This is a genomic window from Larkinella sp. VNQ87 (genome assembly GCF_049445795.1).
Taxonomy (GTDB): Bacteria; Bacteroidota; Bacteroidia; order Cytophagales; family Spirosomataceae; genus Larkinella.
Window position 1 is genome coordinate 249,003 of record NZ_JBMSDT010000005.1, and the last position, 13,732, is coordinate 262,734.

Annotated in this window: 9 protein-coding genes; 4 read left to right on the plus strand and 5 right to left on the minus strand. The window is 55.6% G+C overall.

Annotated elements, in window-relative coordinates:
* Positions 1–5 precede the first annotated feature (5 nt).
* From ACO2Q8_RS10540 to ACO2Q8_RS10555, 4 genes are all read right to left on the minus strand, one after another.
* Positions 6–1,604: a PAS domain-containing sensor histidine kinase gene (locus tag ACO2Q8_RS10540; RefSeq protein ID WP_423344764.1), complete on the minus strand. Its 1,599-nt coding sequence runs from the start codon at positions 1,602–1,604 to the stop codon at positions 6–8.
* A 354-nt stretch (positions 1,605–1,958) separates the two neighbouring features.
* Positions 1,959–2,720: a Nif3-like dinuclear metal center hexameric protein gene (locus ACO2Q8_RS10545; RefSeq protein WP_423344765.1), complete on the minus strand. Its 762-nt coding sequence runs from the start codon at positions 2,718–2,720 to the stop codon at positions 1,959–1,961.
* A 44-nt stretch (positions 2,721–2,764) separates the two neighbouring features.
* Positions 2,765–4,288 carry a glycoside hydrolase family 32 protein gene (locus ACO2Q8_RS10550; protein WP_423344766.1) on the minus strand — a complete coding sequence of 508 codons (1,524 nt, stop codon included), beginning with the start codon at positions 4,286–4,288 and terminating at the stop codon, positions 2,765–2,767.
* 133 nt (positions 4,289–4,421) lie between these two features.
* Positions 4,422–5,324, minus strand: a complete 903-nt coding sequence (locus ACO2Q8_RS10555) for a carbohydrate kinase family protein (RefSeq protein ID WP_423344767.1) — start codon at positions 5,322–5,324, stop codon at positions 4,422–4,424.
* Between the two features lie 389 nt (positions 5,325–5,713).
* Here ACO2Q8_RS10555 and ACO2Q8_RS10560 point away from each other — a divergent pair, with 389 nt between their 5' ends.
* The 3 genes from ACO2Q8_RS10560 (at position 5,714) to ACO2Q8_RS10570 (ending at position 11,623) form a co-directional block, all read left to right on the plus strand.
* Positions 5,714–7,057 carry a Gfo/Idh/MocA family oxidoreductase gene (locus ACO2Q8_RS10560; protein ID WP_423344768.1) on the plus strand — a complete coding sequence of 448 codons (1,344 nt, stop codon included), beginning with the start codon at positions 5,714–5,716 and terminating at the stop codon, positions 7,055–7,057.
* Positions 7,058–7,362: 305 nt separating this feature from the next.
* Positions 7,363–8,286 (plus strand): ThuA domain-containing protein, encoded by a 924-nt coding sequence (locus tag ACO2Q8_RS10565; RefSeq protein WP_423344769.1) that lies wholly within the window; start codon positions 7,363–7,365, stop codon positions 8,284–8,286.
* 166 nt (positions 8,287–8,452) lie between these two features.
* A complete protein-coding gene (locus ACO2Q8_RS10570) occupies positions 8,453–11,623 on the plus strand; it encodes a PVC-type heme-binding CxxCH protein (RefSeq protein WP_423344770.1) in 3,171 nt (1,056 codons plus the stop codon).
* A gap of 56 nt (positions 11,624–11,679) precedes the next feature.
* Here the strand turns inward: ACO2Q8_RS10570 and ACO2Q8_RS10575 are convergent, their stop codons facing one another.
* Positions 11,680–12,672 carry a bestrophin family protein gene (locus ACO2Q8_RS10575; protein WP_423344771.1) on the minus strand — a complete coding sequence of 331 codons (993 nt, stop codon included), beginning with the start codon at positions 12,670–12,672 and terminating at the stop codon, positions 11,680–11,682.
* Positions 12,673–12,794: 122 nt separating this feature from the next.
* Between ACO2Q8_RS10575 and ACO2Q8_RS10580 the strand changes: the two genes are divergently transcribed.
* Entirely contained in the window at positions 12,795–13,712 is a 918-nt protein-coding gene (locus tag ACO2Q8_RS10580; RefSeq protein WP_423344772.1) for a pirin family protein, read from the plus strand.
* The last annotated feature ends 20 nt before the right edge of the window (positions 13,713–13,732 follow it).

Genomic DNA, 13,732 nt, shown 5'->3' on the forward strand with positions numbered 1-13,732 from the left:
GTTTGTCAGTACGGAAAGGTCAGCGTCACGGTGGTGCCTTGGTTTAGTTCGCTGGTCAGCGACACCTGGCCGCGCATCAATTCGACGTACCGCCCGACAATGTGCAGCCCCAGACCGGTGCCCGAAACGTCGGTGACGTTCTGCGCCCGGAAAAACCGCTCGAACAGGTGCGTCTGGTCTTCCTTCGAAATCCCGACGCCCTGATCGGCCACGGTAATTGTAAGTTGTCGGTCAGTGCAAGTGGCCCGCACGGTGACGACGGACCCCGATCCCGAATATTTGACGGCATTGGAAAGCAGGTTAACCATGATTTTCCGCAACAGCGATGGGTCGAGCCAGATCGAATCGTAGCACGACAGATCGGTCCGGATAGTCTGCTCGGGTTTGAGCAGGTTCTGCATATCGGCCACTGTGTCGTCGATTAAGGCCGTGATGTTGACTTCCGCGGGCCGGGCTTCGACCTTTCCTTCTTCCAGTTTATCGACCGACAGAAACTCTTCAAGTATGTCGTTGAGGTGGTTGACCGACGCCCGGATGCGGTCGAGGTGTTTCTGGCGCTGCGCCTGGTGGTCGGTTTGGGTATACCGTTCGATGAGCGCGACGGAGGTCATAACGACCGTCAACGGGGTGCGAAACTCGTGTGACGCCATTGAAACGAACCGGGATTTGAACTCGCTCAGTTCGCGCTCGGCGGCCAGTGCTTTGGCCAGTTCATCTTTCGATTTTTCCAACTGCTCCAGCGTGGTGAGCAGCGCATGCGTACGGTCGGCCACTTTCTGTTCCAGATCGGTATTGAGCCGGTTGATGTGCTCGCTGTGGGCCCGTAATTGCCGTTCCGTCTCTTTTTTAAGCGTAATATCGATGATGTAGGCAACGGCGTACAGTTCGTTTTCGAGCCGGAAATAACTCAGACTGATTTCAACCGGAAAAACCGAGCCGTCTTTGCGTTGGGCGTGCAGATCGCGATTATGACCCATGGCCCGCACCTGCGGATCGGTATTGAACGATTGCCGGAGCCGTTCATGATACCGGCTGATGTCACGGGGAACAAGTTGCTCGATGGTCAGCATTTCGAGTTCGCCGGGCGTGTAACCAAAGAGAACTTCTGCCAATTGATTGGCCGAGATGATTTTTCCTCGTTCATCGCAGACAATGATGCCGATGGTGGCGTTGGAAAAAACGCTCTGGTAACGCTGGACGCTATGCTCCAGTTCGCGCTCGGCCGTGTGCAGTCGCTCCTGATCCGTCAGCCGGACTAAGGCGTACGGGTGATCATGCGAGACGAAGGTCGTAGTCGTCACCTGCCCCCAGAAGGTCTGGCCGTTCTGCCGCTCGATCTGGATAAGTTCTTCATCATGGCCATCGAGCAGAATATGGCTTACCCACTTCTTGTAATACTCGCTGTCCGATGGCTGGTCCCGCAGCGACCGTGACCGGGCCGGATCAGCCAGGAAAGCCTGCTCGGACGGGAAGCCCAGCATGCGGATTCCGGCCTCATTTACCCGAATGTACCGGCCTTCAACGAGATCATAAATGCCAATAAAGTCATCCTGCTTCTCGAAGAGAATGTCAAGCAGTTTGTCGGAAAGCAAGCTGGTTACCATACGGGCAGAGATAAGGCCTGACAGCCATCGGTTGAGTAGAACTCTCTATACTGTAAACAACATAACCTTTCGGAGCTTAAATATCAATCATGTATATTAAAGTTAATCCCGGAAATTGTCGGACAATTTATTATGTGGGTACTGGTACCTGGCGCAAGAGGGCGGTTTACCGGGTCAGGGTGGTAATACGAGACGGGAAATCGCTTTCTGATTCTTTCCGAAAGGGCAACTGGGTACTGTTTCCGCCGTTGATCCTTTGATGACTATCTCGCTTATACGTTCAGAAAGAAGGAAGGCCGGTGTCTGCTTATACAACTTAGCAAACACTTTACTGCTTTGGAGATAAGTGCGGAATTACTCATCAAATAATGGGCGTGGTACGGCAGGCATATGAATACCCAGAGCCTGAGTACACAAAATGTCAGACAACCTTTGCAGGCCCCATTCCTCACTCCGTCGGTGTCCGACCGCAATAACGGCCATTCCGGTTTCGGCAACGGCTTTCCGGGCCGATTTCCGGTATTGTCCTGTGATATAAAGGCTTACTTTCCGTTCGGCAGCTTCCCGAATCAGGGCGTCATTCATAGCCCCCACAACCGCGATCCGACCGGGCAGCGGTTGCGTTCCCAACACGGCTTCATCATACCCGCCAAACTGTTCGGCGCTGCGTTGGCACCAGCCGCCAAAATCGAGCGCAGGTCCCGTGCCCACCATCCCGATGGGGCGATTTGGCAAACCGGGGGACTGTTTGTAGCCAAGCGGTTCGGGCCGAACGGCATCTGTCCACGGCAAACCCAGCGCATCCGCCAGCGGCTGGTTGTAGCCAAGGGTTAGTTGCTCATCAAAGGGCAGGTGGTGGAACAAAACTGTGACATCTTCGGGCAATACCGCCGGGTCGAGCTGCCAGGGGCGGTGCATCCAGAGCGTCCGGATGCGGTTTTCAGTCAGCCAGTCCGGCAGTCCGGGCCAGGGATCGAGCGCGACCCCCAGCGGTTCCACCGGTTGTTCGAGGAAATCCGGATTCGGTAAAATGTAAATACCGCCCCGCTCCTCCGGGGCATAATCGGCGGTTTTGAAATACACCGCCAGGAAATCGAGTAAAGCCGTCAAACGCATTCGAAACCGGTTTCTTGCCTCAACGGCTTGTGGCAACCGAAGGTTTAGGGTTTTGAAAGATGCAAGGGCGTAACTTTCAACTCGCTGACAGTTAGACCTTTTGCGGACTTGATAAACAGCCGATTCATGGGTTGGTCGGGGAAAAAGATGTCCGTCATGACCGTCAGGCCACCGTCGGCGAACAGTTCTACCGAGGCCACGTCGGCCAGCAAGGTTAGCGATAGGGCGGCATCCGGCGTCAGGCGGGGCGCGGTGTGGCGTTTCCCGAAACCTTTTTCAAAGTCGGTTTTACCCGAACGGCTGCGGTCGATGTAATACTGGTTGGCGGTTTTATCGTAGCCGACCTCCAATTCCTGGCCCTTTTCATTCGCCAGTACAATGGCAAAATCCGTCGAATTTGAAGCCGTCAGGTCCAGGCGAAATAAGCCGTTCAGATTGCCGGTTTTCGCAGTCAATTCCTGGGAGCCCTTTACCGTCAGGTTCCTGAGCAAAACCGGTTTTCCGTTCAGCGCATCCAGTTCTTTCACGGGCGTTGAGATCAGCAAAAACGAGCCGTTTATTTCCTTCAGGCCCAGCGTGCGGGCGACGGTCATGGCGCTGCGCCAGGGCGAGGTCGGCACCTGGTTGGCATACTGCCAGTTGCTCATCCAGCCGATCAGGATCGTCCGGTTGCCGGTATTGGCGAAGGTGACTCCGGCATAATTGTCGGTGCCATAATCCATCCATTTAATGTCGGTCGAATACGGTTTGAAGATTTTGCCGTCAAAATCGCCCACAAAATACTGCGTCGCCGAACCGCCGTTGGGGCCGCCGGGGTTGATACTCACCAACAAGACCCACACCTGTTTGCCGTTATGCTGAAATAGGAGCAAATCCGGACATTCCCAGACCCCGCCGTGGGCCCCGAAATCCTGACCCAGCGCGCTTTCCCGCGTCCAGCTTTTGAGGTCCGGCGAGGAGTAAAAGGTAATGTGGTCTTTGGTGGCCAGCGTCATGATCCACTTTTTCTGCGGTTCATACCAGCGCACTTTCGGATCGCGGAAGTCGGTAATGCCGGGGTTGGGTAAAACCGGGTTGCCTGCGTATTTCGTCCAGGTTTTGCCGTCGTCGAGGCTGTAGGCCAGGCTCTGGTACTGAAACCGGTCCGATTTTTTCTTTTCCAGTTCCGCATCGTGGTGCGTGAAAATGGCCACGAGCGGCACTTTTCCGTCTTTCCCAAAACCGCTGGTGTTGTTGACATCCACGACGGCGCTGCCCGAAAAAATATAGCCGAGGTTGTCGGGATAGAGCGCAATAGGCTGTTCCTGCCACCGAACAAGGTCCTGGCTGGTAGCGTGGCCCCAGTGCATCGGTCCCCAGACCATGCCGTCGGGGTAATATTGAAAAAAGAGATGGTAGGTGCCGTTGTGATACACCAGCCCGTTCGGGTCGTTCATCCAATGGGCTTTGGGCGAGAAATGGTACTGAGGGCGGTGCGGTTCCGAACCCGGGAGCGGCTGTGTCATCTGAGCAAACGAATAATTTCCCAAAAGAACCAAAAAGACAAGACGAATAAGCGGGTTCTTCATGCGATGAAAATAGTTTATAATTTACGGTTTATGGTTTACAGTTTAGAGTTTACTGTTTTGTTAATGATCTAATTATCAGTTGATTGAATGTAAGTCATACCTATAAACCATAAAACTCAAACCGACCCACGCGTTACTGCACCGCCGACCTTAGAATCTGCCGGTGGATGGTTTCGGCCGAAAAAAACGGCGTCGCGCCCCGCTGCGTAGCAACATACGCGCCCGTGGCACAGGCAAATTCGAGCGTTTTCTGAGCCGATTCGCCCGCCAGCGTTTTGTACAGAAAAGCCGCCAGAAAAGCGTCGCCACTGCCGATGGTGTCTTCCACTTCGACGGAAAAACCGGTCTGCTGGACAAAACCGCCCGCATCGAGCAGCGCAGCTCCCTGTTCGCCCAGCGTGACGCAGAGCGTTTCGAGCTGATACCGGTTGCGGAGTTGCTCCATCCCCTGACGCAGATCGGGGTCGTTGCCGTACCAGCCCGAGAGTTCAGCCAGTTCGTGTTCGTTCAGTTTAACGATGTTGGCGCGGTGCAGCAGTTCTTCCACGGTTTCGCGGGAGTAATGCGGAGCCCGCAGATTCACGTCGAAGATCTTCCGGTTCGCTACCTCCAGCAACGCCAGCAGCGTTTCGTGCGTTTGCGGACTGCGGGCGGCCAGGCTTCCGTACACGAACAGGTCGCTTTGCCGAACGGTGTCGAGCAGGTTGGTTTCCAGTGAAATATGGTCCCAGGCTACGGGCTGCACAAGCTGGTAGGTGACCTCGTTGGCGTCGGATACGTTGGCCTGCGCCACCCCGGTTTGGTGTGACAGGTCGATCTGGACCAAGTCGGTTGGCAGTCCTTTCTGCGCCAGAAAATCCAGCAGTTCCCGGCCCAGTTCGTCGCTACCGACCCGGCTGATCAACTGGGCATTCAGGCCGAAATTGCGCAGGTCGGCGGCTACGTTCATCGGTGCTCCACCGGGTTGTTTGCTGGTGGGCAGAACGTCCCAGAGAATTTCTCCGAAACAGGTAATAACCGGTGGTTTGGGATTCATGGAATAGAGGGGTTAGTGTGCTACGAAGTATGTTCTATTTTCTCAAGCCGGGTTCCTTTGGTTTCGGACATCAGCCACGGCCCGAATCCGAATTGCAATATCATCATCCGCGTGACAAACAACAAGGTATACTTCGCCGGATGTAGCCAAATCGTTTCGTCTCTCAAAAATACCTCGCCAAAAAAGCCACGTCCAATAGTATTTTTTTCGAGTAGCGTACTTCTGTAAGGTAATGGGATAGCCACAGGCTGTCGGACAGCTTTTTGTTTACAATTTATTGTTTATAGTTGACGGTAATTATCATATTGTCAGAATGTTAGCTCTTAAAACTGTAAACCGTAAACTATAAACTGATTTACACAAAGTCTTTACTTACGAATTTGTTTTTCATGGAAAACACAAGACGCGATTTTATCAAAAAAGCTGCCCTGGGTACGGCCGGACTGACGTTGGGCGGACTGGCTCCGGGCTTTTCGGCCAAAAGTTACGCCAAAATCATCGGTGCTAACGAACGGTTGCACGTGGCCATTGCCGGATTGGGTCGGCGGCTGGGAGCCTATTACGAACCGATTGCGAAGAAAGACAGCAACGTCGAGCTGGTGTATTTGTGCGATGTCATGCAGAAACAGCGCGAATCCGCTCTTCAGAAATTTTCGAAACATATCGACTACAAACCGAAGCTGGAAAACGACATCCGGAAAGTCATTGCCGACAAGGATGTGGATGTGCTGATCAACGCGACACCGGACCACTGGCACGCTCCGGGCACCTGGCTGGCTGTGCAGGCCGGAAAACACGTGTACGTTGAAAAACCGTGTAGCCACAATCCCCGCGAAGGCGAAATCCTGATGGAAATTCAGCGCAAATACGGTAAGGTGATTCAGATGGGCAACCAGCAGCGGTCGGCTCCGGAATCGATCGACGTGATCAGCCAGATCCACAACGGAGCCATCGGAACCCCGTACAAAGCCGTGGCTTTTTACACGGCAAACCGGGGCGCAGTGCCCGTTCCGAAAGATGCGCCCGTGCCCGACGGGCTGGACTGGGAATTGTTTCAGGGACCAGCACCCCGCAAACCGTACCGGCACGATACCTGGGATTACAACTGGCACTGGTACGGCTGGGACTACGGCACGGCCGAAAGCGGCAACAACGCGACGCACGAACTGGACGTGGCCCGCTGGGCCCTTCAGGTCGAATATCCGGAGTTTGTGACGGTCGAAGCGGCCAAGCGGCATTTCCCGGAAGACGGCTGGGTCATGTACGACACGATGGATGCGACGTTCCGGTTTCCGGGCAATAAAATCATCAAGTGGGACGGCAAAAGCCGGAGCGGCCACAAAACCTACGGCAGCGACCGGGGCACGATCATCTACGGCACCAACGGCAGCGTGTACGTCGACCGCGACGGCTACCAGCTTTTCAACCGCGACGGCAAGCTTCTGAAGGACAGCAAAGCCAAAGGCGCCGAAGCCGGAACCGCATTGGGCGGTGGGGGCGACATGAGCACGCGCCACGTCGTCAACTTCTTCAACGCCATTCGGGGGACGGAAAAACAGAATTCGACCATCGACGACGGCGCGAAGAGTACGCTGCTCTGTCACCTGGCCAACATTTCGTTCCGGACCAACAAGGCGCTGGACATCGACACGAAAAACGGCCACATCCGCGATCGTGAAGCCATGAAACTCTGGAGCCGCGAATACGCCAAAGGCTGGGAACCGCCGGTTTAATCGAATTACGGTTTTTGTCACTTTACGGTTTTTGTCACTCGGAGGGTCAAATTAGCTGAAAACTGGCTGGTTTGACCCTCCGTTCTGTTTAGCAATCGGCTGCGAAAGCTCTTGGCAAAGCCGCCATTAACGGCCTTTCTCCCGAACGCCCGCTTACCCCTGGCCGACGGCATTGGTCGCTGAGTATTTCCGGCCTGCCGGGTCTGCTGTTGATCAAAACCGGGTAAAAGTTAATTTAATGGTTATATTCGGGAAGCAATCGACTTCTTATAAAGAGCCATTCGTATTACCCAAACAACCGTTTCATGAAAACCAACCGCAGAGCTTTCCTGCAACAGACTTCCGGCGCGCTGGGCCTTGCTGGCCTGCTGAGTCTGGCCGAAACTGAAGCCCTTGCCGACTCCCTGAACTCCCTTTCTGCCAAAGCCGGAAAACCGTATGTAGTTTTTGTGACCGGCGACCATGAATACAGCGGGGAGCAAACCCTGCCCCTGATTGCGGCTGAACTGGAAAAGAATTACGGCCTGCGAACCAAGGTGCTCAAGGCGTCACCGGATCAGAATGCTGAAAAGAATATCCCCGGCCTGGAAGCGCTTCGGGAAGCCGATCTGGCGGTGTTTTTTCTGCGCTGGCGTCAGTTGCCGCCCGACCAGTTGCAATACATCGACGAATACCTCAAGTCGGGAAAACCGGTCATGGGCTTCCGGACGTCCACCCATGCGTTTAACTTCCCGAAAGGTGATGCTTCCGAAGCCTGGAATGCCTTCGGTGAGCGGGCATTTGGCTCTCCTCCGGGCTGGGGAAAAGCCGGGCACACCCACTACGGCCACGAAAGTACGACCGATGTTACGGTGATCCCGGAAGCAGCCAAGAATCCCATTCTGACGGGCATAGCCCCGGCGTTTCATGCGTCTTCGTGGCTCTACCGGGTCCGTCCGGATTATCCGCCAAAGGATGCCACGCTGCTGCTGATGGGCAAATCGGTCAATCCGGACAAACCGGCGATTGAGAATCCGGTTGCCTGGACCTGGACCAATAAAGCCAATGCGAAGGTATTCTTTACGACCCTGGGACACCCCGAAGATTTTCGGGACGAAAGCCTTCAACGCCTGACGATCAACGCGATCCACTGGCTGCTGGGCAAGCCGGTTCCGAAAAATCGGGGCGCCGACCGATGGAAAGGGAAAATCGACATTAACGTGCCTTACCGCGGCATCGTCAAAACGTAGAAACCGGACCGGATCGCCGGAAGCAGGTGGTTTTTAGTTCACAGTTTTTAGTTTATAGTTGATAGTAATACGCTGATTGTCAGTTGGTTTTCCGAAAACTATAAACCATAAATTATAAACTCATTTAAACTGAGTAGTTACACAGCATACGTTATCAATACCCAAAATGTCTAAACCCCGGAAAAACAGTCTCATTGGATTGCTGGTCGTGTTTGGTCTGGCCACCCTGATTGCTTTCAGCGCCTTCCAGTCCGGTCCGCCGACGCTGACCCTCCAAAAAGGGTCGCGCATCATGTTGATCGGCGGAAATCTGGGATCGCGGATGATGCATTACGACAACTTTGAAACGGAGTTGTACGTCCGCTATCCGGAGCATTCGCTGTACATCCGCAACATGTGCGATGGTGGTGACACGCCTGGTTTTCGGCCCCACGCCAGCCGCAACGACCCCTGGGCCTTTCCGGGAGCCGAAAAATTTCAAACCGAATACGCCAACCCATCCCAGAGCGAAGGCCATTTTGAATCGCCCGACCAATGGCTGACCCGCCTGAAAACCGACATCATCGTGGCGTTTTTCGGCTATAGCGAATCGTTTCAGGGCAAAGAAGGGCTGGAGAACTACAAAGCCGAACTGGATGCGTTCGTCAAATGGACGCTGAGCCAGAAGTACAACGGCACGTCGGCCCCGCAACTCGCCCTGGTATCGCCCATTGCGTTCGAGGATTTGTCGGCCAAATTCGACCTGCCGAACGGCAAGAAAGAGAACGAAAACCTGGCGCTGTATACCAAAGCCATGAAGGAGGTGGCCGACCGCAATAAAGTGCTGTTTGTCGATGCCTTCACGCCTTCGCAGCAGTGGTACGCCAGCACGCAGGAAGACCTGACCATCGATGGGTCGCAACTGAACGAGGAAGGCTACAAAAAACTGGGGCTGCTGCTGGTCGATCAGCTTTTCGGGAAAGCTGCCCCCAAGGCGCAGGCCAATCGAAAGTTGGTGCACGATGCCGTCATGGAGAAAAACTGGATGTGGCACAACGACTTCAAGATTCCGAACGGCGTTCACGTTTACGGGCGTCGCTACAACCCGTTTGGCCCCGACAACTACCCGGCCGAAATCGAAAAAATCCGGCAGATGACCGCCATCCGGGATACGGCCGTCTGGCTGGCCGCTTCGAAGGGGCAAAAAATGGACATCGAAACCGCCGACAAGCGAACCCGCCCGCTGCCGTCGGTCAAAACCAACTTCAACCCGGAGAAAAACGGAAGCCTGACCTACCTCTACGGCCAGGATGCGCTGAGCAAGCTGAAAGTGCCGCAGGGGTACAAAATCGAGTTGTTTGCCTCGGAGCAGGAATTTCCGGATCTGGCTAAACCCATGCAAATGTCTTTCGACAACAAGGGGCGGCTGTGGGTGGCCTGTATGCCGAGCTATCCGCACTACAAACCGGGCGATCCGAAACCGAACGACAAAATCATCATTCTGGAAGATACCAACGGCGACAACAAGGCCGACAAACAGACGGTTTTTGCCGACGGCCTGCACCTGCCGCTCGGTTTTGAAATTGCCAAAGAGGGCGTGTACGTATCGCAGGGACCCAACCTGAAACTCTTTACCGACACCAACGGTGACGACAAAGCCGACAAGGTGGAAATCCTGCTGAGCGGTTTTGACGACCATGATACCCACCACAATAGCAGCGCCTTCACAGCCGATCCGTCGGGGGCGATTTACACCGGGGAAGGGGTGTTTTTGCACACCAGCGTCGAAACCTCGTACGGAACGGTTCGGGCCACCAACGGCGGTTTTTACCGCTACGCCCCCCAGCTCAGAAAGCTGGAGCGCACGGCCCAGTTGTCGATCCCGAACCCTTGGGGAATTGCCTTTGATGAGTGGGGGCAACCTTTCTTTGCCGAAACCTCCAGTCCCGATGTACGCTGGATGCTGCCGGGTTCGGTGCTGCCGCGCTACGGCCAGGCCACGCACAAATCGGTGCAGTTGATCGAAGAAGCTCACCGCGTCCGGCCCACCTCCGGGCTGGAATTTGTGTCGAGCCGCCACTTCCCCGACGAGTTGCAGGGCGATCTGCTGATCAACAACACCATCGGTTTTCTCGGTACGAAAGAGCACACGATGGTGGACGAGGGAACGGGTTACAAAAGCCGCCACCGGCAGGACCTGGTGGTCAGCGACGATCGGAACTTCCGCCCGGTCGATATGGAATTTGCCCCGGATGGTTCGCTGTATGTCATCGACTGGCACAACATCCTGATCGGGCACATGCAGCACAACGCCCGCGATCCGCTGCGCGACCACTCGCACGGCCGAGTGTACCGGATTACGTACCCATCGCGGCCGTTGGTCAAACCGGCGAAAATCGACGGGGCCAGCATTGACGAACTGCTCGACAACCTGAAACTACCCGAATACCGCACCCGCTACCGCACCCGGCGCGAACTGCGGGGTCGGGGCGCAAACGTGGTGCTGCCCAAGCTGAACACCTGGGTGGCGAAGCTGGACAAAAATGATCCGCGCTACGAACACCACCTGCTGGAAGCGCTGTGGGTGAGCTGGGGACTGGACAAAGTAGATCAAAAACTGCTGCGGCAGCTTTTGAAGGCGAAGGACTACCACGCCCGGGCGGCTGCCGTGCAGGTGGTGCGCTACACCGGCCACCAGGTGCCTGACCAGGCCGATCTGCTCCTACAGGCCGCCCGCGACGACAACAGCCGGGTTCGGCTGATGGCGATTGTGGCCGCTTCCTGGATCGGCAAAGAAAAAGGCCTGCCGATTCTGGCCGAAGCCGCCAAAAAACCGCTCGACGACTGGATGGTACACGCCCACGAAACCGCCGTGGCGCATCTGAAAGGCGAGAATGTGAAGAAAGAAAAAGAAATGGTTGTTCAGTCGGGTTTGAAAGGAACCGAACTGGTGCTGTTCAATCAGGGTCGGCAGATTTACAACAAGGAAGGCTACTGCGTAACCTGTCACCAGGCGGATGGTAAAGGGTTAACGGCTTCCGGTTTTCCGCCCCTAAGCGGCACGAACTGGGTATCGGGCAACGAGGATCGGTTGATTAAAATCGTCCTGAACGGCATCATGGGCCCCATTGAAGTAGCCGGAAAGAACTACCCCGGCCAAGTGCCGATGACGCCGTTTGGCGGCTTGTTGAAAGACGATGAAGTTGCCGCCGTGCTGACCTACGTACGAAATTCGTTCGGAAACAAGGCACCCGCCATTTCGCCCGAGCAAGTCCGGAAAGTCCGTGCGGCCACGAGTAGCAAGAAGGATTTCTACTCACCGAACCAGTTGCTGAAAGAGCACCCGATGGAGAAATAAATGAAACCCTGACAGCGCCGGGCCGTCGATACGGTCAAAGACCCTGTCAGGGTTTGTTACATCAGAATATTGTTAACCGCCTGCATCCGCTTCGGCAGGTCGGTTTCGCCGAGCATATCGCGCAGATCAATCTCAATGTTGCGGCAAATGGCCGTCATCGGCACGTCGTTGATGCTGTTTTCAAACGGGTTTTCGCTCGTATCGCCCACAATCTCCATCGTATTGAAAATCCAGGCAATGACGGTATAAAACGGCACCGTCAGCCAGACGTGCCAGTTGCTGAACCTGGCCATTTCGGTCAATAATCCGTAGGGCAGTACAAAAATGAAGACCCAGGTGAAGACGTAGCTGAAAAAGGCATACTGGCGCGGAAAAGGGAAGGATTTGATGCGTTCGCAAGCCCCCTGCTGGTTGTAAAACTCGACCAGCATCCGCTCCAGATCGACATGGTGGAAGTCGGTGAGGTGGCCGTTGGCGTGCAGTTCCCGCAACTGGGCCGACTGCTGCCGGAGCAAAATGGTCGCCGGGTTGGGGTGCTGGATAAGTCGCTCGATCTCATTCAGGGGCAAAAACCGGCTTAGTTCCTTGTCCAGACTGCACTGCCGGAAGGCCTCGATGCGCTCGATGACCTCGTGGGCCGGGTCGTGATGGAGTTGCCAGACCGGTTTTTGGCGAAGCTGCACCCGGATGGCCGTGATATAAGCCAAATGCCGATAGATCAGCTCTTTCCGGGCCTGGTTTACCTCCTCGCCGGAACCGGTGACATAATCCAGCGCCATAACGGCCCACGACCGGCTGGCGTTCGTGATGCTTCCCCAGATACGCCGGGCTTCCCAGAGCCGGTCGTAGGAGGAGTTGTTTTTAAAACCGACATAAAACGCAACGGCCGTACCAATCGTTGCAACCGGGACGAAGGGAATGGACAGAAACGTCCAGCCCATCACATCATACAGGCTGCAAATCAGGATGGAGTAACACAGGAAAAGAAGAATGGCCCGCCAGGTAAACGGGAAAAGAATGGTGAGCGGAACGCGCTTGGTGGTAAACATGATGAGGGCGATAGATTGGATAGAGTCTCCAAGATACGGGCTGATTCGAACTTTTGCTATCGCCAAACCGCGAATTCTGGCTATCTTCGGCTTTCCCAGGCTTTCTACTGAAATCGTTTTTCATGCTCGACCAAATCATCGACGCCCGTTCGGCTTCCCTCGGCAACGGGTTTCACGTTCGGCGCATTCTGCCCTACCGGCTGCGACGGATGCTCGGCCCGTTCATTTTCATGGACCACGGCGGTCCCGTCACGTTTACGCCTGAACAGGTTTCCGACATGGATGTGCTGCCGCACCCGCACATCGGTTTGTCGACGGTCAGCTACCTGTTCGACGGTCAGGTAACCCACCGCGACAGCCTGGGTGTGCAGCAGGTCATCCGGCCGGGCGAGGTCAATTGGATGACAGCCGGGCGCGGCATTGCCCATTCCGAGCGGTTTGAAGACCCCAACACGCTCGTCGGCGGCTCGCTGGAGATGATTCAGACCTGGGTGGCCCTGCCCGAAACCGCCGAGGAAAGCGCCCCGACTTTCGAGAATTACCAGCCGCACGAATTGCCGGTTTTTACCGACAAAGGCATCTGGTTACGGCTCATTGCCGGGAATGCGTTTGGGCTGCAAAACAACGTCAAAACGCACTCGCCCTTATTTTACGTCCACCTGATCCTGCAAGCCGGAACGCGTTTCGGCCTGCCGCTGGGTTACCCCGAGCGGGGTGCGTATGTTGCCAAAGGCAGCGTGGAAGTCAACGGGCAGACGTACGGCGTCGGTCAGTTGCTGGTGTTCACGCCCGGCATCGACCCCGTAATTGTGGCCCGCGAAACCAGCACGCTGATGCTGCTCGGCGGGGAGCCGCTGGGCGAACGGTTTATCTGGTGGAACTTCGTCTCGTCGCGGCCCGAACGCATCGAACAGGCCAAAGCCGACTGGAAAGCGGGCCGAATCGAACTGCCGCCCAACGACAATCAGGAGTTTGTGCCCCTGCCCGAAGACCGCTCCCGCCCGGCCGGATCGAGCCCACCACCACAGGCGTTTTCGTAACCACGACGGTAATTCTTACC

Excerpts from the sequence above, each read along its gene's own strand:
- ACO2Q8_RS10540 (WP_423344764.1), bottom strand. The coding sequence starts at position 1,604 with ATGGTAACCAGCTTGCTTTCCGACAAACTGCTTGACATTCTCTTCGAG.
- ACO2Q8_RS10545 (WP_423344765.1), bottom strand. The coding sequence starts at position 2,720 with ATGCGTTTGACGGCTTTACTCGATTTCCTGGCGGTGTATTTCAAAACC.
- ACO2Q8_RS10550 (WP_423344766.1), bottom strand. The coding sequence starts at position 4,288 with ATGAAGAACCCGCTTATTCGTCTTGTCTTTTTGGTTCTTTTGGGAAAT.
- ACO2Q8_RS10555 (WP_423344767.1), bottom strand. The coding sequence starts at position 5,324 with ATGAATCCCAAACCACCGGTTATTACCTGTTTCGGAGAAATTCTCTGG.
- ACO2Q8_RS10560 (WP_423344768.1), top strand. The coding sequence starts at position 5,714 with ATGGAAAACACAAGACGCGATTTTATCAAAAAAGCTGCCCTGGGTACG.
- ACO2Q8_RS10565 (WP_423344769.1), top strand. The coding sequence starts at position 7,363 with ATGAAAACCAACCGCAGAGCTTTCCTGCAACAGACTTCCGGCGCGCTG.
- ACO2Q8_RS10570 (WP_423344770.1), top strand. The coding sequence starts at position 8,453 with ATGTCTAAACCCCGGAAAAACAGTCTCATTGGATTGCTGGTCGTGTTT.
- ACO2Q8_RS10575 (WP_423344771.1), bottom strand. The coding sequence starts at position 12,672 with ATGTTTACCACCAAGCGCGTTCCGCTCACCATTCTTTTCCCGTTTACC.
- ACO2Q8_RS10580 (WP_423344772.1), top strand. The coding sequence starts at position 12,795 with ATGCTCGACCAAATCATCGACGCCCGTTCGGCTTCCCTCGGCAACGGG.